The 19,358-nt window shown below is 66.3% G+C and carries 19 protein-coding genes; 7 read left to right on the top strand and 12 right to left on the bottom strand.

Annotated elements, in window-relative coordinates; all coding sequences use genetic code 11:
• Window positions 1–25: 25 nt before the first annotated feature.
• From hemW to WJU27_RS14340, 5 genes are read right to left on the bottom strand one after another with little or no spacing between them, the layout of a single operon-like run.
• Window positions 26–1,243, bottom strand: a complete 1,218-nt coding sequence (hemW, locus tag WJU27_RS14360; RefSeq protein WP_341422541.1) for a radical SAM family heme chaperone HemW — start codon at window positions 1,241–1,243, stop codon at window positions 26–28.
• Window positions 1,240–1,836, bottom strand: coding sequence for an RdgB/HAM1 family non-canonical purine NTP pyrophosphatase (gene rdgB, locus WJU27_RS14355; RefSeq protein WP_020166093.1), 597 nt, complete (start codon window positions 1,834–1,836; stop codon window positions 1,240–1,242). The genes hemW and rdgB overlap by 4 nt, the downstream gene beginning before the upstream one ends.
• A 5-nt stretch (window positions 1,837–1,841) precedes the next feature.
• A complete protein-coding gene (gene rph / locus WJU27_RS14350; RefSeq protein WP_020166092.1) occupies window positions 1,842–2,561 on the bottom strand; it encodes a ribonuclease PH in 720 nt (239 codons plus the stop codon).
• A 1-nt stretch (window position 2,562) separates the two neighbouring features.
• Entirely contained in the window at window positions 2,563–3,480 is a 918-nt protein-coding gene (locus WJU27_RS14345) for a PP2C family protein-serine/threonine phosphatase (RefSeq protein WP_020166091.1), read from the bottom strand.
• The gene (locus tag WJU27_RS14340; RefSeq protein ID WP_341422540.1) at window positions 3,477–4,469 is read right to left on the bottom strand and encodes a serine/threonine protein kinase; all 993 of its coding nucleotides are present in this window, start codon (window positions 4,467–4,469) and stop codon (window positions 3,477–3,479) included. Before WJU27_RS14340 ends, WJU27_RS14345 begins: the two co-directional genes overlap by 4 nt.
• A gap of 153 nt (window positions 4,470–4,622) precedes the next feature.
• On the opposite strand from WJU27_RS14340, the gene WJU27_RS14335 reads away from it, so the two are divergent.
• From WJU27_RS14335 to WJU27_RS14310, 6 genes are all read left to right on the top strand, one after another.
• The gene (locus tag WJU27_RS14335; RefSeq protein WP_020166089.1) at window positions 4,623–5,477 is read left to right on the top strand and encodes a YicC/YloC family endoribonuclease; all 855 of its coding nucleotides are present in this window, start codon (window positions 4,623–4,625) and stop codon (window positions 5,475–5,477) included.
• Window positions 5,478–5,565: 88 nt separating this feature from the next.
• Complete coding sequence (gene gmk, locus WJU27_RS14330; RefSeq protein ID WP_020166088.1) at window positions 5,566–6,186, top strand: guanylate kinase; 621 nt, start codon at window positions 5,566–5,568, stop codon at window positions 6,184–6,186.
• 1 nt (window position 6,187) lies between these two features.
• The gene (rpoZ, locus tag WJU27_RS14325) at window positions 6,188–6,394 is read left to right on the top strand and encodes a DNA-directed RNA polymerase subunit omega (RefSeq protein WP_019916482.1); all 207 of its coding nucleotides are present in this window, start codon (window positions 6,188–6,190) and stop codon (window positions 6,392–6,394) included.
• A gap of 55 nt (window positions 6,395–6,449) precedes the next feature.
• Complete coding sequence (locus WJU27_RS14320) at window positions 6,450–8,714, top strand: RelA/SpoT family protein (RefSeq protein ID WP_341422576.1); 2,265 nt, start codon at window positions 6,450–6,452, stop codon at window positions 8,712–8,714.
• Window positions 8,715–8,736: 22 nt separating this feature from the next.
• The gene (locus WJU27_RS14315) at window positions 8,737–8,943 is read left to right on the top strand and encodes a DUF3460 family protein (RefSeq protein ID WP_020166086.1); all 207 of its coding nucleotides are present in this window, start codon (window positions 8,737–8,739) and stop codon (window positions 8,941–8,943) included.
• A gap of 73 nt (window positions 8,944–9,016) precedes the next feature.
• The gene (locus tag WJU27_RS14310) at window positions 9,017–10,465 is read left to right on the top strand and encodes a 3'-5' exonuclease family protein (protein WP_341422539.1); all 1,449 of its coding nucleotides are present in this window, start codon (window positions 9,017–9,019) and stop codon (window positions 10,463–10,465) included.
• Here the strand turns inward: WJU27_RS14310 and WJU27_RS14305 are convergent.
• The 6 genes from WJU27_RS14305 to lptM form a co-directional block, all read right to left on the bottom strand.
• On the bottom strand, window positions 10,462–12,894 hold the full coding sequence (locus WJU27_RS14305) for a two-component system response regulator (RefSeq protein WP_341422538.1): 2,433 nt from the start codon (window positions 12,892–12,894) through the stop codon (window positions 10,462–10,464). The genes WJU27_RS14310 and WJU27_RS14305 overlap by 4 nt on opposite strands.
• Entirely contained in the window at window positions 12,891–13,970 is a 1,080-nt protein-coding gene (locus tag WJU27_RS14300; protein WP_020166083.1) for a sensor histidine kinase, read from the bottom strand. The genes WJU27_RS14305 and WJU27_RS14300 overlap by 4 nt, the downstream gene beginning before the upstream one ends.
• 154 nt (window positions 13,971–14,124) lie before the next feature.
• Window positions 14,125–14,661 (bottom strand): formaldehyde-activating enzyme, encoded by a 537-nt coding sequence (gene fae / locus WJU27_RS14295; RefSeq protein WP_020166082.1) that lies wholly within the window; start codon window positions 14,659–14,661, stop codon window positions 14,125–14,127.
• Window positions 14,662–14,708: 47 nt separating this feature from the next.
• On the bottom strand, window positions 14,709–15,122 hold the full coding sequence (locus WJU27_RS14290; RefSeq protein ID WP_341422537.1) for an RNA-binding S4 domain-containing protein: 414 nt from the start codon (window positions 15,120–15,122) through the stop codon (window positions 14,709–14,711).
• Window positions 15,119–16,360, bottom strand: a complete 1,242-nt coding sequence (lysA, locus tag WJU27_RS14285) for a diaminopimelate decarboxylase (RefSeq protein WP_341422536.1) — start codon at window positions 16,358–16,360, stop codon at window positions 15,119–15,121. The genes WJU27_RS14290 and lysA overlap by 4 nt, the downstream gene beginning before the upstream one ends.
• A complete protein-coding gene (lptM, locus tag WJU27_RS14280) occupies window positions 16,357–16,524 on the bottom strand; it encodes an LPS translocon maturation chaperone LptM (RefSeq protein ID WP_081629111.1) in 168 nt (55 codons plus the stop codon). The genes lysA and lptM overlap by 4 nt, the downstream gene beginning before the upstream one ends.
• A 16-nt stretch (window positions 16,525–16,540) precedes the next feature.
• Here lptM and cyaY point away from each other — a divergent pair, with 16 nt between their 5' ends.
• Window positions 16,541–16,861, top strand: a complete 321-nt coding sequence (gene cyaY, locus WJU27_RS14275; protein ID WP_024300770.1) for an iron donor protein CyaY — start codon at window positions 16,541–16,543, stop codon at window positions 16,859–16,861.
• Here cyaY and WJU27_RS14270 read toward each other — a convergent pair.
• Window positions 16,821–19,274, bottom strand: a complete 2,454-nt coding sequence (locus tag WJU27_RS14270) for a penicillin-binding protein 1A (RefSeq protein WP_341422535.1) — start codon at window positions 19,272–19,274, stop codon at window positions 16,821–16,823. The two genes, cyaY and WJU27_RS14270, sit on opposite strands and share 41 nt — an antisense overlap.
• Window positions 19,275–19,358 lie beyond the last annotated feature (84 nt).

Raw genomic sequence — 19,358 nt, 5'->3', positions numbered from 1 at the left:
GCACTGCGACGACCCGCAGGCATCCTCAGTCGAGAAATCGCTGCAGCAGCTCGTTCAGGAAGCGCCGCCCCCGCAGCGTCGGTTTTACCCGGCCGCTGTCCAGTGCCAGCAGCCCCGCTTCGCGCGCTTCGAGCAGTCGCGGCATCAGCTGCTCCAGCGCAAGGCCGGTGTGACGCGCGAACAGGTCGACGTGGAAGCCGTCGTTCAGCCGCGCCGCATTCATCATGAATTCGAAGGGCAGTTCATCGCTGCCGACCATGCGCGACTCCTGCACGAAATCGCCGCGCGCCGCGCCTTCCAGATAGGCGTTCGGATGCTTGTGCCGCATGTCGCGGCGGATGCGGTCGTGGAAGCTCAGCTTGCCGTGGGCGCCGGCGCCGATGCCCAGGTAGTCGCCGAACTGCCAGTAATTCAGGTTGTGCAGGCACTGCTGGCCCGGCCTGGCGAAGGCCGAGGTTTCGTAGTGCATGAAACCGGCGTCGGCCAGCTGCGCTTCTATCGCCTCCTGCATATCGGCCGAAACGTCGTCGTCCGGCAGGTCGGGCGGCTGCGCCGCGAACGGCGTATTCGGTTCCAGCGTCAGGTGATAGCAGGACAGGTGGGTCACGCCGGTGGCGATCGCGGTGTCGAGATCGGCGAGCGCTTCGGTCAGCGTCTGCTGCGGCAGCGCGTACATCAGGTCGATGTTCACCCGTTCGAAGGTGCGCAGCGCGAGGTCGATGGCGCGCCGCGCCTCGCGCGTGTCGTGGATGCGGCCGAGCGCGGCGAGCTGGCGGTCGTCGAAGCTCTGCACGCCGATCGACAGACGGTTCACGCCGGCGTCGCGGAAACCCTTGAAACGGTCGGCTTCCACCGTGCCCGGATTCGCCTCCAGCGTGATTTCCGCTTCCGGCGACAGATTCACGCGTGCGCGCACTGCGGTGAGCAGGCGGTCGAGCGCGTCCGGCGTCATCAGGCTGGGCGTGCCGCCGCCGAAGAAAATGGTTTGCACCCGGCGGCCCCAGATGTCGGGCAGCGACGATTCCAGGTCGGCGATCAGCGCGTCGATGTAGGCGGTTTCGGGAATGCCGTCGCGCACCGTGTGCGAGTTGAAGTCGCAGTAGGGGCATTTGCGTACGCACCACGGGAAGTGGATGTACAGCGACAGCGGCGGCGAAACGGTGAAGACCGGTGCAGATGTTGCTGCGCCCGCCGCAACCGGCTGCGCGGCGCGCGCCGGCTTCAGCGGGATGACGCGGCTCATGACGGCGTCTTGAGCCGGTCGAGCAGATGTCGCATCGCCGCTGCGCGATGCGACAGCGTGTTCTTCAGTTCCGGCGCCAGTTCGGCGGCGGTCTGTTCGAGCGAAGGCACGAAGAAGTGCGGATCGTAGCCAAAGCCGCCGTCACCGCGTGCCTGCGCGACGATTTCGCCATGCCATTCGCCGTCGGCGATCAGCGGCTGCGGATCGTCGGCCGAGCGCACCAGCACGATGACCGAATAGAAGTGGGCGCGACGGTCGTCGACGCCGTGCAGATCGGCGATCAGCTTGGCATTGTTGGCGAGATCCGATTTCGGTTCGCCGGCGTAGCGCGCCGACAGCACGCCCGGCTTGCCGCCGAGTGCGCTGACGCACAGGCCGGAGTCGTCGGCCAGCGCAGGCAGCCCGGTTTCGCGCGCCGCGTGGCGTGCCTTGGCCAGCGCGTTCTCGACGAAAGTGGGGTGGGGTTCTTCCGCCTCGCTGACACCAAGCGAGCCTTGCGTGACCACCTCGATGCCCAGTGGCGCCAGCATGGCCGACAGCTCGCGCAGTTTGCCGGCGTTGTTGCTTGCGAGGACCAGGCGTTCGATCGTCATCGGGGTCAGATCTCCAGTGCGCGGCGCTGGGCGGCGATCAGGCCGTTGATGCCGTTCTCGGCCAGATCCATCAGCGCGTTCAGTTCGTTGCGGGTGAAGGGTACGCCTTCGGCCGTGCCCTGCACTTCGCACAGGCCACCGGATGCGGTCATCACGACGTTCATGTCGGTGTCGCAGTTCGAGTCCTCGTCGTAGTCGAGGTCGAGCACCGGCGTGCCTTCGTGTATTCCGACCGACACCGCGGCGACCAGTTCGCGCAGCGGGTTGGCGGGCAGCAGTCCCTTCTTCACCAGACCGGTCAGCGCGTCGTGCAGCGCGACGCAGGCGCCGGTGATCGAGGCGCAGCGGGTGCCGCCGTCGGCCTGCAGCACGTCGCAGTCCAGCGTGATCTGGCGTTCGCCGAGCGCGGCGAGGTCGGTGACCGAACGCAGGCTGCGGCCGATCAGGCGCTGGATTTCCTGGGTGCGGCCGGTCTGCTTGCCCTTGGCCGCCTCGCGCGCGCTGCGCGTATGGGTGGAGCGCGGCAGCATGCCGTATTCGGCGGTCACCCAGCCCTGGCCCTTGCCGCGCAGGAAGGGCGGCACGCTCTCTTCGACGCTGGCGGTGCACAGCACGCGCGTGTTGCCGACCTCGATCAGCACCGAACCTTCGGCGTGGCAGGTGAAGTTGCGGGTGATGCGCAGGTCGCGCGCCTGGTCGGGCCGGCGGCCGCTGGGTCGTGTCACGTCATTGTCCCTTCGAGTACTTGTTGATCGCGGAATTGATTTCCGCGATGGCGGATTCGATTGCCGATTCGTCCCACTCTTCGCGCATCGACGCGCGGTCGCCGAAGCTTTCGATCACCGTGGTGTGACGGTCGAGCGGCAGCGTGCGGGTGGTGACCGAGCCCTGAGGCTCGTCGGCGTAGTTGTCGTGCCAGTTGATCGCCACCGTGGTCAGGTTGTCGGCCGTGTCTCCGCCCGCTGCCTCCGCCTGATCCATCAGCCGTGGCACGGCGGTCATCACATCGGGGTTCTCGAAGGTCTTCAGCAGCACATCGTTGCCCAGCGGACCCCACACACCATCGCTGCACAGCAGTACGGTGTCGCCGGCGAGCAGCGGCGTCTTGCGCGAATACTCGATCTGCGGCGCGATCGGGCCGCCGAGACAGCTGTAGATGCGGTTGCGGTGCGGGTGTGTCATCGCACCGTCCTCGTCCAGCAGGCCGCGGTCGATCATGCGCTGCACGCGCGAATGGTCGCGCGTCTGTGTCATCACGTGGCCGGCGCGCAGCACGTACAGCCGCGAATCGCCGGCGTGCGCCCAGTAGGCGACCGAATCCTGGATCACGCAGGCGACACAGGTGGTGCGCGGACCATCCTCGAGGTCGCGCTCGTCGGCGTAGTCGAGGATGGCGCAATGTGCGTTGGTCAGGCCGCGCGACAGGAACAGGAAGGGATCGTTCAGCCGCGGCTTGGCTTCGCGCTGGAAGGATTCGACCAGGTACTGCACCGCGATCTGCGCCGCCACCTCGCCCTGGAAGTGACCACCCATGCCGTCGGCCACCACCAGCAGCAGTGCGTCGCGCGAATACGAGTAGGCCATGCGGTCCTGATTGGACTTGCGCTTGCCGACCCGACTGTCCTGAAAGATGGTGAATCTCATTTGCTCATCCAGGTACTGAAGCGGCTGAACTGTGCGCGCACGCGGTCGAGCCAGTGTTCCGAGGCGTTGGTGCTGGCGCTGCCCGCCGCCGTCAGTTCGGCTTCCTCGTTCTCGCGATCCCAGGTGGCCAGCGACCGCTGCAGGGCGAAAACGCTCTGCGGCCGCTTCAGGTGATTGAGCTGCATGCACAGGTCTATCGTTTCGAGCAGCTGCTTCGAGTACTGGCCTATCCAGCGCTCGGAGGCGAGGATGACCGTATCGTTCTCCATGCGCTGGTCGGCCGCCTGCGGCGGTCCGCCCGACAGGCAGGCGTACATGCTGGCGCCGATGCTGTAGATGTCGCTCCACGGGCCGAGCAGGTCGCGGTTGCGGTAGTGCTCGGGGGCGGCAAAGCCGGGCGTGTACATCGGCTTCAGCATCGGCGTGTCGACCATCAGCGTGTTGCGTGCGGCGCCGAAGTCGATCAGTACCGGCGAACCGTTGTTGCGCAGGTAGATGTTCGACGGCTTGATGTCCAGGTGCAGCAGCTTGTGCGAATGCACTTCGCGCAGGCCGTTGAGCAGGCGCGTGAACACGTAGCGGATGAAACTTTCGCGAATCTCGCCGCGGCGACGCGTGATGTAGTCCTGCAGCGTGCGGCCGCGTTCGTAGCGCATCACCATGTACACGGTGTCGTTGGCGCGGAAGAAGTTGAGCACGCGCACCACGTTCGGGTGATTCAGCCCGGCCAGCGTGCGCCCTTCCTCGAAGAAGCACTTCATGCCATAGCGGAAGGCCGGCAGGAATTCCTCGGGAATCTTCGGCTGGATATGGCCTTCCTCGCGCAGGGCCAGCGCGTTCGGCAGGTATTCCTTGATCGCGACCGGCGTGTTGTCGCGGTCGTGCGCCAGATAGACGATGGAAAACCCGCCCAGGCTCAATTGGCTGTGGATGCGGTACTGGTCCAGTTCAAAGCCCGGCGGCAGGGCGCAATTGACTTGTGGGGGCATTCTGCGGGCCGCTATGATCCTTGTTTCGGCGCGATTCTGGGCGTTTGCCCACAGGCTGTAAAGCTGCCCGACAGGTGCTGTCGACAGCGTTTGCACGCGTTGATGACCGATGGATCAACAGGGGAAGAACGCGTGGCAGGCAGCATACACAGCATGACGGGTTTCGCGACGGCTGCAGTCAGTGTCGGCGCAGCAACGCTGAACCTTGAGCTCAGAACCGTTAATTCGCGTTTCCTTGACCTGCATTTCCGGCTGCCCGACGAACTGCGTGTGATCGAGCCCCTGCTGCGCGAGCAGATCACCGGCGCCTTGTCGCGCGGCAAGGTCGATTGCCGTGCCGGTCTGCAGGCGAGTGGCGAATCCAGCCGGGAGTTGGCACTGAACCCGCAGCTGCTGGCCCAGCTGGTGGCGCTCGAAGCCGGCGTGCGCGCGGCACTGCCACAGGCCGCCTCGCTGTCGGTCGCCGAGGTGCTGCGCTGGCCCGGCATGCTGGGCGACGACACGATACCGGCCGAGGCGCTGACCGAAGCCGGGGCACGGGCGGTGCGGCAGGCGCTGGCCGACCTCACCGCCTCGCGCAGCCGCGAAGGCGTGCGACTGGCCGGCATGCTGATGGAGCGCGTCACCCGCATGCGCGAACTGGTCGCGCAGGTAACGCCGCGTGTGCCCGAGGTGGTGCGCGAGTACCAGGCCAAGCTCGTGCAGAAGCTGCAGGAAGCCATAGGCAGCGCCGACGATGAGCGCATCCGCACTGAAGTCGGTCTGTTCGCGGTGCGCATCGACGTTGCCGAGGAACTGAACCGGCTGTCCGCGCATCTCGACGAAGTGGAGCGCATCCTCGCCAAGGGCGGCAGCGCCGGCAAACGGCTCGACTTCCTGATGCAGGAACTGAACCGCGAGGCGAACACGCTGGCGTCCAAGTCGGTCGCGCAGGACGTGGGCGGCGTCGCGATGGAGCTCAAGCTGCTGATCGAACAGATGCGCGAGCAGGTGCAGAACATCGAGTGAGCCCGAGTGAGTCGCTTGGCGGCTCCAGATTCACGCCGGCCTGCCGTTGACGCGGTTCCGGCGGATTTCGTCCTTTTCATTGCAAGACATGGCTAAACGCGGCGTACTTTTCATCGTCAGCGCACCGTCCGGTGCAGGCAAGACCACGCTGGTGCGCGGTCTGCTCGAACGTGACCCGCAGATCGGACTGTCGGTGTCGCACACCACGCGGGCGGCGCGTCCGGGCGAGGTGGATGGCGTTGCCTATCACTTCGTCAGCACCGACGCTTTCAGCGCGATGCGCGCGGCGGGCGACTTCATCGAGTCGGCGCACGTGCATGGCAATTACTACGGCACTTCGCGCCGCTGGCTCGAAGAACGGCTCAATGCCGGCCATGACGTGCTGCTGGAAATCGACTGGCAGGGCGCGCAGCAGGTGCGTGCGCTGTTTCCGGAGGCGGTGAGCATCTTCATCCTGCCGCCGTCGTTCGAGGCGCTGGCGCAGCGGCTGACCGGTCGCGGATCGGACGCGCCGGAGGTGATAGAACGAAGGCTGGCTGCGGCGCGCGAAGAGATCGGTCATCTTCGCGAGTTTGATTTCGTTATAATCAATAACATACTGAGTCAGGCGCTGGACGAAATGGTCACCGTCGCACGCGCTGCGCGGCTGCTCCGATCGAGCCAGATGGCCCGACATCCTGAGTTCTTCCAATCCCTGGGTGTGAATTGATATGGCACGCATTACCGTCGAAGATTGTCTGAAGCGCATTCCGAATCGTTTCCAGCTGACGCTGGTCGCTACCTACCGTGCCCGCCAGCTGTCCGCAGGTAGCACGCCGCAGGTCGATGGCGACAAGGACAAGCCCACCGTCGTCGCGCTGCGTGAAATCGCCGCCGGCAAGGTCGGTCTGGAAATCCTGAATCGAGGCCAGGCCTGATGAGGCCGGGCTGTCAGCGCTGAACTGAATGAACCGACCGGTGGACGACCTCATCATGCCCACCCCGGTCGCCCACGTTACGCCTGCACCGCCCATCGTCAGCCTCGGCCCGGCTGACAACGATCCCGACGCCGGTACGCCGGCGCCCCCCTGTTCCACGGTCGCCGATCTCGAACGCCTGATCGCCGACATTTCCACCTATCTGCGCGACGAAGACGTGCAGCGCGTGCGCGACGCGTACGCGCTGTCGGCCAGTGCGCACGCCGGGCAGTTCCGCATGAGCGGCGAGCCTTACGTGTCGCATCCGCTGGCGGTCGCCGAAATCCTTGCCGGCTGGCAGCTCGACTCCCAGGCGCTGTGCGCGGCGCTGCTGCACGACGTGATGGAAGACACCGCCATCACCAAGGCGGAGATTGCCGAGCGCTTCGGCAAGGTGGTGGCGGAACTGGTCGATGGCGTGTCCAAGCTCGACAAGATCGAGTTCCAGTCGAAGGAAGACGCGCAGGCCGAGAACTTCCGCAAGATGCTGATGGCGATGGCGCGCGACGTGCGCGTCATCCTGATCAAGCTGGCCGACCGCACGCACAACATGCGCACGCTGGGTTCGATGCGGCCAGACAAGCAGCGCCGCATCGCCCGCGAAACGCTGGAAATCCACGCCCCGATCGCTAACCGCCTCGGCCTGCACGCGGTGTACCGCGAACTGCAGGACATGTCCTTCCACGCGATGCACCCGATGCGCTATCGCGTGCTGGAGCGCGCGATGAAGTCGGCGCGTGGCAACCGGCGCGAGGTTGTGGGCAAGATCACCGAAGCGATCCGCACCCGCCTGCCGGAGCGTGGCATCGAAGCCGACGTGTTCGGCCGCGAGAAGAGCCTGTATTCGATCTTCCGCAAGATGCGCGACAAGCACCTGACTTTCTCGCAGGTGCTCGACATCTACGGTTTCCGCGTCGTGGTGAAGGACGTGGCGGCCTGCTATCTGGCCCTTGGCGCGCTGCATGCGCTGTACAAGCCGGTGCCGGGCAAGTTCAAGGACTACATCGCGATCCCGAAGGCCAATGGCTACCAATCGCTGCACACCACGCTGATCGGTCCGTTCGGCACGCCGGTCGAGGTGCAGATCCGCACCGCCGAAATGCACCAGATCGCGCAGAACGGCGTGGCTTCGCACTGGCTGTACAAGGACAGCGAACAGTCGCTCGACGACCTGCAGGCCAACACCCACCGCTGGCTGCAGTCGCTGCTGGAACTGCAGAGTTCGGCGCCGGATTCTGCCGAATTCCTCGAACACGTGAAGATCGATCTCTTCCCGGGCGAGGTGTACGTGTTCACGCCCAAGGGCAAGATCATGTCGCTGCCGCGCGGCGCGACCGCGGTCGACTTCGCCTACGCCGTGCACACCGACGTTGGCCACTGCTGTGTGGCCTGTCGCATCAACCAGGAACTGATGCCGCTGCGCAGCGAGCTCAGCAGCGGCGATCAGGTCGAAATCATCACCGCCTCGCACCCGAACCCGAACCCGGCCTGGCTGGGTTATGTGAAGACCGGCAAGGCGCGCGCGCAGATCCGCCACTTCCTGAAGACCATGCAGGTCGAGGAATCGGCGCAGCTGGGCGAGCGTCTGCTCACCCAGGCACTGCGCCAGTTCGGTGTCACGCCGGACGAGATCGGCGATGCCTCGTGGGCGCAGTGGCTTGAGACCACCGAGGTCAAGAGCCGCAAGGAGGCGCTGGCCGACATCGGCCAGGGCAAGAGTTCGGCCACCTTCGTCGCGCGCAGTCTGCTCAAGCTGCAGACCGCCAGCGAGCAGCAGGGCACGCCGCTGCCGGCGCCGGAGAGCGCGCTGCTGATCCGTGGTTCGGAAGGCATGGCGGTGCAGATCGCGCGCTGCTGCCAGCCGATACCGGGCGACCCCATCGTCGGTCAGCTGCGCGTTGGTTCCGGCCTGATGATCCACGCGCATGACTGCCCGACGCTGCGCCGCAACCGCAAGGACGGTGACCAGTGGGTCGACGTCGAGTGGGAACGCGACAGCAGCCGCGTGTTCGAGGTCGGCATCCGCGTCATCGCGGCGAACCGCCCGGGCGTGCTGGCCAAGGTCGCATTCGAGATCGCCGAATGCGGCGCCAACATCCAGAATGTCGGCATGGAAGAGGACGGCAGCCTCTACACGCAGATCCACTTCACGCTGCAGGTCAGTGATCGCGTCCATCTTGCGCGCATCATGAAGGGCCTGCGCCGCGTGCCGGAGGTCGTGCGCATCGCCCGCGTGCGGGCCTGCGACAAGGCCGACGAATCGCGCGGCAAGACACATTGAGTCGTTTCCAACGGAGTTTCAATTGGCTGATTACGAATCCGATCACACGCGTTTCATGCGCGAGTACCTCGAAAAGCACCCGGAACAGATCGAAGAGCAGCGTCGTGGTCGCGCGCTGTGGTGGGACAAGCCGCAGGACTTCGAAGCGCAGCGCCGCTTCAACGAAGCACGCGTCGCGCAGAAGCCCTATCCCTACCAGACCGACCTGACGCCCACCGACGCGCACTGAAGCCGCACCGTCCCACTTTCGGCTGCCCCGTGCGCTGCGCCACCGAGCGGGCGCGCAGGGCGGCGACCACCGCATGAGCGTGTTCGATCAGCCGCTGGCCATCGTCGACCTGGAAACGACAGGGGGCGACCCGCGCGCCGACCGTGTGACCGAGGTCGGCGTCGTGCTGATAGACGGGCCGCAGCGGCGCGAGTGGTCCAGCCTGGTCAATCCGGGCGTGTCGATTCCGTTGTCCATCCAGCGTTTTACTGGCATCACCGACGGCATGGTCGCCGGTGCGCCGCGCTTCGCCGATATCGCGGAAGAACTGGCGGCGCTGCTGTACGACCGCCTGTTCGTCGCGCACAACGCGCGCTTCGACCACGGCTTCCTGCGCAACGAGTTCGCCCGCGTCGGCCTGAACTTCGCGCCGCGCGTGCTGTGCTCGGTCAAGCTGTCGCGCGCCCTCTATCCGCACTTTCCGAAGCACGGGCTGGACGCGCTGATGGAGCGCTTCGGGCTGGTCTGCGACGCCCGCCACCGCGCCATCGGTGACGCGAGACTGGTGCGCGATTTTCTCGACATCGTCGCGCGCGACTTTCCGCCGGCGGTGATCGGTCCGGCAATGGAAAAGGCCGGGCGCACCGCGGCAGCGCCGCCGGGGATGGCACCGGGCGCGCTCGACGACGTGCCGGAGGCGCCGGGCGTCTATCTGTTCTACGGTGCGGCGCCGGAGTCGACCGACCTGCTGCCGGCGCCGGCCGAGCTGCCGCTCTACATCGGCAAGAGCCGTAACCTGCGTTCGCGCGTGCTGGCGCACTTCACCGGTTCGCACAAGGGTGGACAGGCGGCGCGCATGCTGCGCGAAACGAAGCGCATCGATTGGGTCGAAACGGCGGGAGAGCTGGGGGCGCTGCTTCTGGAAGCGAAGCTGGTGAAGCAGTTGCAGCCGCTGTACAACAAGCAGTTGCGGGCCGGCGGACCCGCCGTGGCGCTGGCGCTGCGCGGCGGCCCCGGTAACGAGGTGGCGGCCGGCGAAGCGGCGCTGACGCTGGTCGATCTCGACCGCGTCACGCCGCGTCAGCTGGCGGGACTGTACGGTCCCTTCCGCTCACGCCGCGACTGTCTGACCACGCTGCGCGAACTGGCGACTGCCTGGCAGCTGTGTCCGAAGCGCATCGGTCTGCAGGGCTACGAGCGGCGCACCGCCGCCTGCGTCAATGTGCAGATCAAGCGCTGCCGTGGTGTCTGCTGCGGTCGCGAAGACCCGCGGCAGCACGATATGCGGCTGATGAGTGCACTCGACGGCCTGCGCATGCCCGACTGGCCGTGGCCGGACGCCGTGGCGGTGCGCGAGCGCCGTCCGGGCGCCGAGCGGGGCGACCGGCACTGGCTGGCGCACTGGTGCTATCTGGGCAGCGCGCCGGAGGACAGCGACGACGCGGCGCCGCTGCAGCGCGACGCGCGCTTCGACTATGACCACTACCGCATCCTGCGCCGCCACCTCGACGGACTGCCGGCCGACGCGGTCGAGACCGTCTAGATATCGTCTGGCGGGTGCCGGAGCGACTGCCGCAGCTGGCCTGCCGACATCGGGCGCGCAAACAGATAACCCTGGCCCTCCGAACAACCGAGCCGCAGCAGCAGTTCGGCCTGTTCGGACAGCTCTATGCCCTCGGCGATGGTGGTCATGCGCAGTGAGCGACCCAGCGCCAGCATGGCTTCTATCATCGCGCGCGCGTCCTCGTTCTCGGTCAGGTCGATGATGAAGGAGCGGTCTATCTTGATGCGGTCTATCGGCAGGCCGCGCAGCACGCTCAGCGACGAGTAGCCGGTGCCGAAATCGTCGATGCTGATCGAGATGCCAAGCCGCTTCAGCGCATCGAGTATGCCGGCGCTCTGCTCGATCACCTGCAGCGTGGACTCGGTGATCTCGAGCTCTAGCGACTCGGCCGGGAAGCCGGTTTCGGTCAGCACCTCCAGCACATGGGCGACGAAGTCCTCGCGCATGAACTGCCTGACCGACACGTTGACGGCGAGGCGCATCTGCCGGCCATCGTTGTCCGGCAGGCCGACGATGTCATGGCAGGCGCGGCGTAGCACCCACATGCCCAGCGTTTCAATGATGCCGCTCTCTTCGGCGACCGGAATGAAGCGCGCGGGCGAAATCATGCCCAGTTCCGGATGCGGCCAGCGCACCAGCGCCTCGACGCCGATCACGTGCGCGTCGGACAGCCGGAGCTGGGGCTGGTAGTGCACCTCCAGCGCGTCGTTATCGATGGCGCGACGCAGGCCCTGTTCCATCTGCATGCGTTCCTGTGTGCGCTCCGACATGTCGGCAGTGAAGAACTGATAGCGGTTGCGTCCTTGCGACTTGGCCGAGTACATCGCGATGTCGGCTGCGCGCATCAGCACGTTGCGATCGGTGCCGTGGTCGGGGAACACGGCGATGCCTATGCTGCCGGTGATGCGTATCTGCTCGCCACCGAGGTCGAACGGATCACGCAGCGCACCGAGCAGCTTCATCGCCAGATGCGAGGCGTCTTCTGGCTGTGCGCTGCCGGTGAGCACGACGAATTCGTCGCCGCCGAGGCGGGCCAGCGTGTCGCTGCGGCGCAGCGCCTCACGCAGACGCACCGACACCGCGCGCAGCAGCTCGTCGCCGACGCCATGGCCCAGTGTGTCATTCACCCCCTTGAAGCTGTCCAGGTCGAGGAAGAGCAGGATGCAGCGCTGCTGCGCGCGACGTGCCTGTTCGATGGCGCGCTCGAAGCGGTCGTCGAACAGCAGGCGGTTGGGCAGGCCGGTCAGCGCGTCGTGATGCGCCAGATGATTCAGTTTCTCCTCGGCCTGATGGATGGCGCTGAAATCGGAGAAGGCAGCGACGAAATGGGTGACGGTGCCGTTGTCGTTGCGCACCGCGCTGATGCTCTCCCAGGCCGGGAAGCTGTCGCCCGACGCGCGTTGGCACAGCACCTCGCCCTGCCAGTAGCCGGTGCTCGAGGGGGCGACCAGCGCGGCGTAGAAATCGTCGCCGTGGCCGGTTCCGAGCACCGCGTCAGGGTCGAGGCCGAGTACCTGGGTCTCGTCGTGCCCGGTGATGCGTGTATAGGCGGCATTGACCGCGACGATGCGCCGACGCGCGTCGGCGATCACGATGGCTTCGGCCGTGGTGTGGAATACGACGCTGGACTGGCGCAGGCGCTCCTCGTCGCGGCGGCGTTGCGTCACGTCCTGCAGGATGCCGACGATGCGCTGCTCGCCGGCCGGGTCGCCGTAAGCGCGCGCGTGCGCTTCCAGACTGCGTGGGCCGCCATTGCCCACCGTCCGGAATTCGATGCGCACCGGATCGCCGCGCTGCAGTGCCGCGTTCAGCGCCGCCGACACGCGCTCGCGGTCGCCGGCATCGACGCGCGACAGAAAGAGATTCCACGATTCATCCAGCGGGACCGGGCGGTCGCCGAACAGGCTGCGCAAGTGGCCGTCGCCGTGCAACTGCATCGAATCGCCCTGCCACTCGATCACGCCGAGCGAGGCGGCATCCAGCGCCTGCTTGAACAGCTGTTCGCTGCGCTCCACGAGCACCTCGACTTCGCGACGCGCAAGCGCCATCTGTATCGTCGCGTGCAGCTCGCGCGCTTCGCACGGCTTGACCAGATAGCCGAAGGGCCGGCAGTCGAGTGCGCGGCGCAGCGTGTCGTCCTCGGCGTAGGCGGTCAGGAAGACCACCGGTACGCGGTGCTGCGACTGGATCTGCAGTGCCGCGTCTATGCCGTCGATCGGACCTTCGAGGTGGATGTCCATCAGCACCAGGTCGGGCGCCACCTCGCCGACCTTGCGCACCGCCTGCTCGCCGCTGGCCAGCACCGCGCCAACCTTGTAGCCGAAGGACTGCAGCTGGTTCTTCAGGTCGAAAGCGATCACGCGTTCGTCCTCGACCAGCATCAGATTGATCGGGAGCGGTGCGTTCATGTCGTACCTCGCACGTTGAGTGATGCCGGAAAGGTGATGAGATAGCAGGCGCCGCCGTCGCGCGCCATCTGCAGTTCGCCGTGCAGCTGATCTATCAGCAGGGGCACCAGCTGCAGGCCGAGCGACTTAACGGTGTCGAAGTCAAAACCGGCCGGCAGGCCGACTCCGTCGTCGCGCACGCCCAGCGTCAGCCGATCGTCGCTGCCGTGCAGCGAAACGGTGATGGTGCCGGCGCGCTGCGCAGGGAAGGCATGCTTGAAGGCATTGGTGACCAGTTCGTTCACCACCAGCCCGCACGGGATCGCGCGTTCCAGATCGAGATAGACCGGCTGCGGCGGGCGTTCGAGCCGCAGTTCGACGCCGCTCGCACTGCTGCGGTAGGCACCGCGCAGCAACTGCGCAAGACGGTCGAGATAGTCGCCGAGGTCCATGCGCGAAAAATCCTTGCGCTCGTACAGCAGCTGATGGGTCAGCGCCATCGCTCGCACGCGATTCTGGCTCTCGTTAAGGATGTCGCGTACGCGCGGGTCGTCGACATTGTTGGCCTGCAGGTTGAGCAGGCTGGTGATGACCTGCAGATTGTTCTTGACCCGGTGGTGAACTTCGTTGAGCAGCACCGTCTTTTCCTGCAGCGCCTGTTCCAGCACCTGCTGGGCGCGGCGCCGTTCGGTGATGTCGACGATGGATGCCAGCACCATGACCCCACTGCCGGTATCCATCGGGTTCAGGCCGATCTCGACCGGAAACTCGCTGCCGTCGGCACGGCAGGCGAACAGGTCGCGGCCGCCGCCCATCGGACGTGGGCTGGGCGATGACAGGAAGCTGTGACGGAAGTCGGCGTGGTGTGCACGCGCGGCCGACGGCACCAGCATATCGACCGAGCGGCCTATCAGTTCGGTACGCGGGTAACCGAACAGTCTTTCCGTCTGCTCGTTGACCAGCACCATCATGCCGCGGCCATCGACCAGAACCATCGCGCTGGGCGCGTACTCGACGACGCGGCGGAAGGCGTCGTCGTTCATCTGCGGCATCGGCGGGGCATCGTGCGCCGGTGTGCCATCGGTACGGATATCCATCGGCCATCCTCCGTGAGCCCGCGCTCATTTCGGGCTCATTCATTCTGGATGGCCGCGTGCGTCAAGACAAGGTCGTGTTGCCCTTCGTTTCGATTGCACAAAAACAAAAGCCCCTGCGGCTGGCAGGGGCTTTGGCTGTGGCTTTGCGCCGTGATCAGGCTTCCGGGTCGTACATGCAGTGCTTGATCTTGTGGCGGTTGGCGATCAGCTCGTCGATCGTCGGCTTGCCGGTCATCGCACGCTGTATCGCGATCTTGGTTGCTTCGTAATTGGTGCGGTACAGATCCTTCATGTCGAGGTTGGGATCCTTGACCGCGTTCGGGTCCAGCCACACCAGGTCGATGATGACCAGCTCGTCCACCAGATCCTTCGGGATGATGCCTTCCGACACGCAGTCGACGACCGCGTCGGCGGTGGCCGACTGCACCACGCCGCCGAGCAGTTCGACGGTGCGCGAGTTCTTGATCGTGACCTTGGGCACCATCATCGTCGCCGGCTTGGCCATCTGGTTGCAGTCGCGCACGGCGAGCATGCGGGTGTGACCGGCGGTCTGACCCATCATCTGGGCGAAGGCCTGGCCGACCGGGCCGTCGATCGAGCCGATGACGATTTCCGGCATGGCATCGGTGTATTGACCTTCCTTGGCGAAGACGGTGGCTTCACCGACCTTCATCACGATACGTTCGGACATGGTTCGATTCCTTTTGACAGTGTTTTCAATTCGTTGGCGCGCAAGGCTCAGCCGCCGCGAAGTTTAGCGCGCATGCGGTCGATTTCACGCCGCTGGGTCTTGGTGGGCCGTCCGTGCAGCATGTGTGACGGTTCCGGAGCAAGTCGGCGCCGTTCGCGTTCCGCTTCGCGCCGGGCGAGGCTCTCGGCGGTCTCTTCATAAAGCTTGCGTGCCTCTTCGGCCGGGCCGCGTTTGCCGGACAGCGCCTGCACGATCACCGTGTAGCGCACTTCGCCGGTCTGGATGTCCAGCCGGTCGCCGAGGCGTACCTCGCGCGACGGCTTGGCGCGCGCCTCGTTCAGCTGGATGCGGCCGGCGTCGATGGCGTCGGAGGCCAGCGTGCGGGTCTTGAAGAAGCGCGCCGCCCACAGCCACTTGTCGAGCCGCAGCCGTTCGCGCGCGGCCTCTTCGTCCTGGCTCACGGCAGCAGGCGTTCGCCGGCATAGAGGTCGGCGATGCGTTCGCGCGCGCGGATCAGGTGCACCTTGTCGCCATCGACCATCACTTCGGCGGCGCGCGGCCGCGTGTTGTAGTTCGAACTCATGGTCATGCCGTAGGCGCCGGCGGAGAAGATGGCGACCAGGTCCTCCGGCTCGACCGCCAGTTCACGTGCGCGGCCGAGGAAGTCGCCGCTTTCGCAGACCGGGCCGACCACGTCGTAGGTATCCGCCTCGCCGCGCGGGCGTACCTCGGCGATGCGGTGCCAGGCGTCGTACAGCGCCGGCCGGGCAAGATCGTTCATCGCCGCGTCGATGATGGCGAAATTGCGCTCCTCGCCGCGCTTCAGGTACTCGATCTTCGACAGCAGCACGCCGGCGTTGCCGACCAGAGAGCGGCCGGGTTCGAGCAGCAGTCTCTCCTTGCGGCCGGCCAGCACGGCCAGCAACGGCGCCAGGTAGTCACGCGTCGCCGGCACGTCCTCGTCGTCGTAGCGGATGCCGAGGCCGCCGCCGAGGTCGAGGTGGCGCAGTTCGATGCCGTCGCGGTTCAGTGCTTCGGCCAGCGCCACCACCTTGGCGGCCGCTTCGGCCACCGGCGCCGGGTCCAGCAGCTGCGAGCCGATGTGGCAGGCGATGCCGCGGATCTCCAGCTGCGGCAGTTTCACCGCATCGAGATAGATGCGGTGTGCGTCGGCGATGGGCACGCCGAACTTGTTGCACTTCAGGCCGGTGGATATGTACGGATGGGTTTTCGGGTCGACGTCCGGATTCACCCGCAGCGCGATCGGCGCACGCTTGCCCAGGCTGCCGGCGACCTCGGCCAGCCGGTGCAGTTCGGCTTCGGACTCGACGTTGAAGCAGTAGATGCCGTGGGTCAGCGCAGCGCGCATTTCGTCGCGCGTCTTGCCGACACCGGAGAACACCACCTTGGCCGGATCGCCGCCCGCCGCGATCACGCGCGCCAGTTCGCCGCCGGACACGATGTCGAAGCCGGTGCCCAGCCGCGCGAACACATTCATGATCGCCAGGTTGGAATTCGACTTCACCGCGTAGCACAGCATGGCGTCACGGCCGGACAGTGCATCGGCGTAGGCAGCGTGCGCTTCGGTCAGCGCCGCGCGGCTGTATACGAAGGTGGGCGTGCCGTACTCGGCGGCAATACGCTCGAGCGCAACGCCTTCGGCGTACAGCGCGCCGTCGCGGGTTTCGAAATGCTTCATTGCTTGTCGGCCTTGTTAGTATCTTGCGGAGCAGGTGCGGGCGCGGGCTTCGCGGCCGCCGGCTGGGCGCCCTGCTTGGGCGGCAGCGTCAATGGTCCCTTGGTGCCGCAGGCGGCGAGCGTCAGGGTCAGTGCGACGATGCGCACGAGCGGGCTGGAAAACATGTCGGATGGCCGGAATATGAACGAGAGTGAATTTAACAAATTGGCCGATGCGACGCTGGCTGCGATCGAGCAGGCCATCGAGCGCAGCGGCGCCGGAATCGACTACGAACTGCAGGCCGGCGGCGTGCTGGAACTGGAGTTCGACGACGGTTCGAAAATGGTGATCAACCGTCACGGCGTCGCGCAGGAAATCTGGGTCGCGGCGCGCTCCGGCGGCTTCCACTTCCGTGCCGACGGCGGCCGCTGGATAGGCACGCGCGACGGCAAGGAACTGATGCAGGCACTGGAAGAGCTGCTCAGCCAGCAGGCGGGCGAGCCGGTGAAGCTGCGCGGCTGAGCGTTTCCGGCACCGTCAGCCGCGATTCGCTCGGTACGATGTGGCCGGTCGGCGAGCGTGGCGGCGTCGGAATCGGTGCCGGCGACTGCGGCGGCGGGCCGGGCTGCAGCTCACCTTCCGAAGCCGGCGTTTCCGGCTCTTCCGGCAGCGATTCGGGCGGCGGCGGCAGGTGTTCCTCGTACATCAGGTCGGTGCGCGGGTTACCCTTGCTGTCCTCGCCGGCATCGATGCTGATCAGGCCGTCGGGCAGCGGCAGCCGCTGTTCGGGCACGTCCTTCAGTGCGTGGCGCATGTAATCCACCCACATCGGCAGCGCTGCCGAACCGCCGGTTTCGCCACGACCCAGGGTGCGCGGGTTGTCGAAGCCTATCCATGCAACGGCTACGCGCGAGGGCTGGTAGCCGCAGAACCAGGCGTCGAGATAGTCGTTGGTGGTGCCGGTCTTGCCGGCGAGGTCGCCGCGCTTGAGGGCCAGCGCGCGGGTGGCCGTTCCGCGGCGCACGACGTCCTGCATCATGCTGTCCATCAGGTAGGCGTTGCGCGCGTCGATGACGCGCAAACCTTCGTCGCCGGCCTTGCGCGGCGTGAAGCGCGCCAGCACGCGTCCCTCGCTGTCGGTGATCTCGCTCACCACATAGGGCTCGACCCGGTAGCCGCCGTTGGCGAACACGGCGTAGGCGGACGCCATCTGCCACGGGGTGACAGACCCCGCACCGAGCGCCATCGTCAGGTAGGGCGGGTGGCGCGCGGCGTCGAATCCGAAGCGTGAAACATAGTCCTGCGCATAGCGCGGACCGATCGAGCGCAGCATGCGGATAGACACCATGTTCTTCGACTTCGCCAGCGCCGTGCGCAGCGAGATCGGGCCGTCGTACTTGCCGTCGTAGTTCTTCGGCTGCCAGCTCTGGCTGCCGGTTTCGCCGGCCGACACCACCAGCGGCGTGTCCTCCTCGACGGTCGCCGGCCCGTAGCCCTTCTCCAGTGCCGCCGAGTAGATGAAGGGCTTGAATGCCGACCCGGGCTGACGCCAGCCCTGGGTGACGTGGTTGAACTTGCTGCGATTGAAGTCGAAACCGCCGACCAGCGCGCGGACCGCGCCATCGCTGGTGTCGATGGCGAGCAGGGCCGCCTCGACTTCTGGCATCTGCGCCAGCGTCCAGCCGAGCTTGGCGTCCTGCATCACGCGCACGACCGCGCCGCGACGCAGCTTGCGGGCCGGCGGCGCCTTGTCGTCCAGCATCGCCTTGGCGAACTTGATCGCGTCGGCGCCCAGGTTGAGCACTTCGCCGCCGCGCTTGTAGACCTTTACCGCCGTCGGACTGGCGGCGAGCACCACGGCGGCGTGCAGGCCGACCGCGTCCGGCACGTCCTGCAGCAGATCGTCGAGCAGTTCGTCGTCGTCGGCGCCGACGTCCTTCATGTCGACGAAGGACTCCGCGCCGCGATAGCCATGCCGGCGGTCGTAGTCGAACACGCCCTTGCGGACGGCCTCGATGGCGGCGTCCTGGTCGGCGCGCCGTATCGTCGTCACCACACGCAGGCCGAGCGAGTAGGCGTTCTCGCCGAAGCGCTCGACCGCCATCTGGCGCGCCATTTCGGCGACGAAATCCGCCGGCTTCGGCCCGCTGGCGGTGCTGCTGCTGTCGCGACGCAGGACCAGCTCTTCCTCGACCGCGCGAGCGCGGGTCGCTTCGTCGATGTAGCCCAGCTCCTGCATGCGCCGCAGCACGTAGGACTGGCGCAGCGCGGCGCGCTTCGGGTTCACCACCGGGTTGTACTTGGAAGGCGCTTTCGGCAGACCGGCGAGCATCGCTGCTTCGGCGACGCTAATGTCCTTCAGGTTTTTGCCGAAATAGGCTCTGGAGGCGGCGGCAAAACCGTAGGCGCGCTGACCGAGATAGATCTGGTTGATATAGAGCTGGAGTATCTGGTCTTTTGTCAGGCTGTTCTCGATTTTGAACGCCATCAGTGCTTCATAGACTTTCCGGCGCAGGGTGCGTTCGCTCGACAGGAAGAAATTGCGCGCCACCTGCATCGTGATGGTGCTGGCGCCCTGGCTGCGGCCGCCGCTGGTCAGATTGGCCAGCGCGGCACGGGCAATGCCGATGTAGTCGATGCCCGAGTGCTGGTAGAAGCGCTCGTCCTCGGCGGCAATGATGGCGTGCTTGAGCGCGTCCGGCACCTGTTCGATCGGCACGACCGAGCGGCGTTCTTCGCCGAATTCGCCGATCAGCTGCCCGTCGGCGTTGTAGACGCGAAGCGGGATCTTCGGCCGGTAGTCGGTCAGGATGTCCAGCGACGGGAGCTGAGGGTAGGCGAGCAGTACGACGATCAGCGCGAGGGCCGCGCCTATCAGTGCGAGGCCGGTGAGGGCGGTCAACGGGTAGAGCAGCCAGCGGAATTTGGAGAGCAAGAGGATGGGTTTCCGGAGGGGGTTTGAGGCCGAAAGTATAGCCGGCCGACCGTGTGAAGCTTCTCGTTACGCCTACCCAAAATT

It is taken from the genome of Methyloversatilis sp. NSM2 (assembly GCF_038066675.1).
In the GTDB taxonomy this organism is placed as follows: Bacteria; Pseudomonadota; Gammaproteobacteria; order Burkholderiales; family Rhodocyclaceae; genus Methyloversatilis; species Methyloversatilis discipulorum_A.
This window is presented reverse-complemented; position numbering and strand designations above follow the sequence as displayed.

Excerpts from the sequence above, each read along its gene's own strand:
- hemW (WP_341422541.1), bottom strand. The coding sequence starts at position 1,243 with ATGAGCCGCGTCATCCCGCTGAAGCCGGCGCGCGCCGCGCAGCCGGTT.
- rdgB (WP_020166093.1), bottom strand. The coding sequence starts at position 1,836 with ATGACGATCGAACGCCTGGTCCTCGCAAGCAACAACGCCGGCAAACTG.
- WJU27_RS14345 (WP_020166091.1), bottom strand. The coding sequence starts at position 3,480 with ATGAGATTCACCATCTTTCAGGACAGTCGGGTCGGCAAGCGCAAGTCC.
- WJU27_RS14340 (WP_341422540.1), bottom strand. The coding sequence starts at position 4,469 with ATGCCCCCACAAGTCAATTGCGCCCTGCCGCCGGGCTTTGAACTGGAC.
- WJU27_RS14335 (WP_020166089.1), top strand. The coding sequence starts at position 4,623 with ATGACGGGTTTCGCGACGGCTGCAGTCAGTGTCGGCGCAGCAACGCTG.
- gmk (WP_020166088.1), top strand. The coding sequence starts at position 5,566 with ATGGCTAAACGCGGCGTACTTTTCATCGTCAGCGCACCGTCCGGTGCA.
- rpoZ (WP_019916482.1), top strand. The coding sequence starts at position 6,188 with ATGGCACGCATTACCGTCGAAGATTGTCTGAAGCGCATTCCGAATCGT.
- WJU27_RS14320 (WP_341422576.1), top strand. The coding sequence starts at position 6,450 with ATGCCCACCCCGGTCGCCCACGTTACGCCTGCACCGCCCATCGTCAGC.
- WJU27_RS14310 (WP_341422539.1), top strand. The coding sequence starts at position 9,017 with ATGAGCGTGTTCGATCAGCCGCTGGCCATCGTCGACCTGGAAACGACA.
- WJU27_RS14305 (WP_341422538.1), bottom strand. The coding sequence starts at position 12,894 with ATGAACGCACCGCTCCCGATCAATCTGATGCTGGTCGAGGACGAACGC.
- WJU27_RS14300 (WP_020166083.1), bottom strand. The coding sequence starts at position 13,970 with ATGGATATCCGTACCGATGGCACACCGGCGCACGATGCCCCGCCGATG.
- fae (WP_020166082.1), bottom strand. The coding sequence starts at position 14,661 with ATGTCCGAACGTATCGTGATGAAGGTCGGTGAAGCCACCGTCTTCGCC.
- lysA (WP_341422536.1), bottom strand. The coding sequence starts at position 16,360 with ATGAAGCATTTCGAAACCCGCGACGGCGCGCTGTACGCCGAAGGCGTT.
- lptM (WP_081629111.1), bottom strand. The coding sequence starts at position 16,524 with ATGTTTTCCAGCCCGCTCGTGCGCATCGTCGCACTGACCCTGACGCTC.
- cyaY (WP_024300770.1), top strand. The coding sequence starts at position 16,541 with ATGAACGAGAGTGAATTTAACAAATTGGCCGATGCGACGCTGGCTGCG.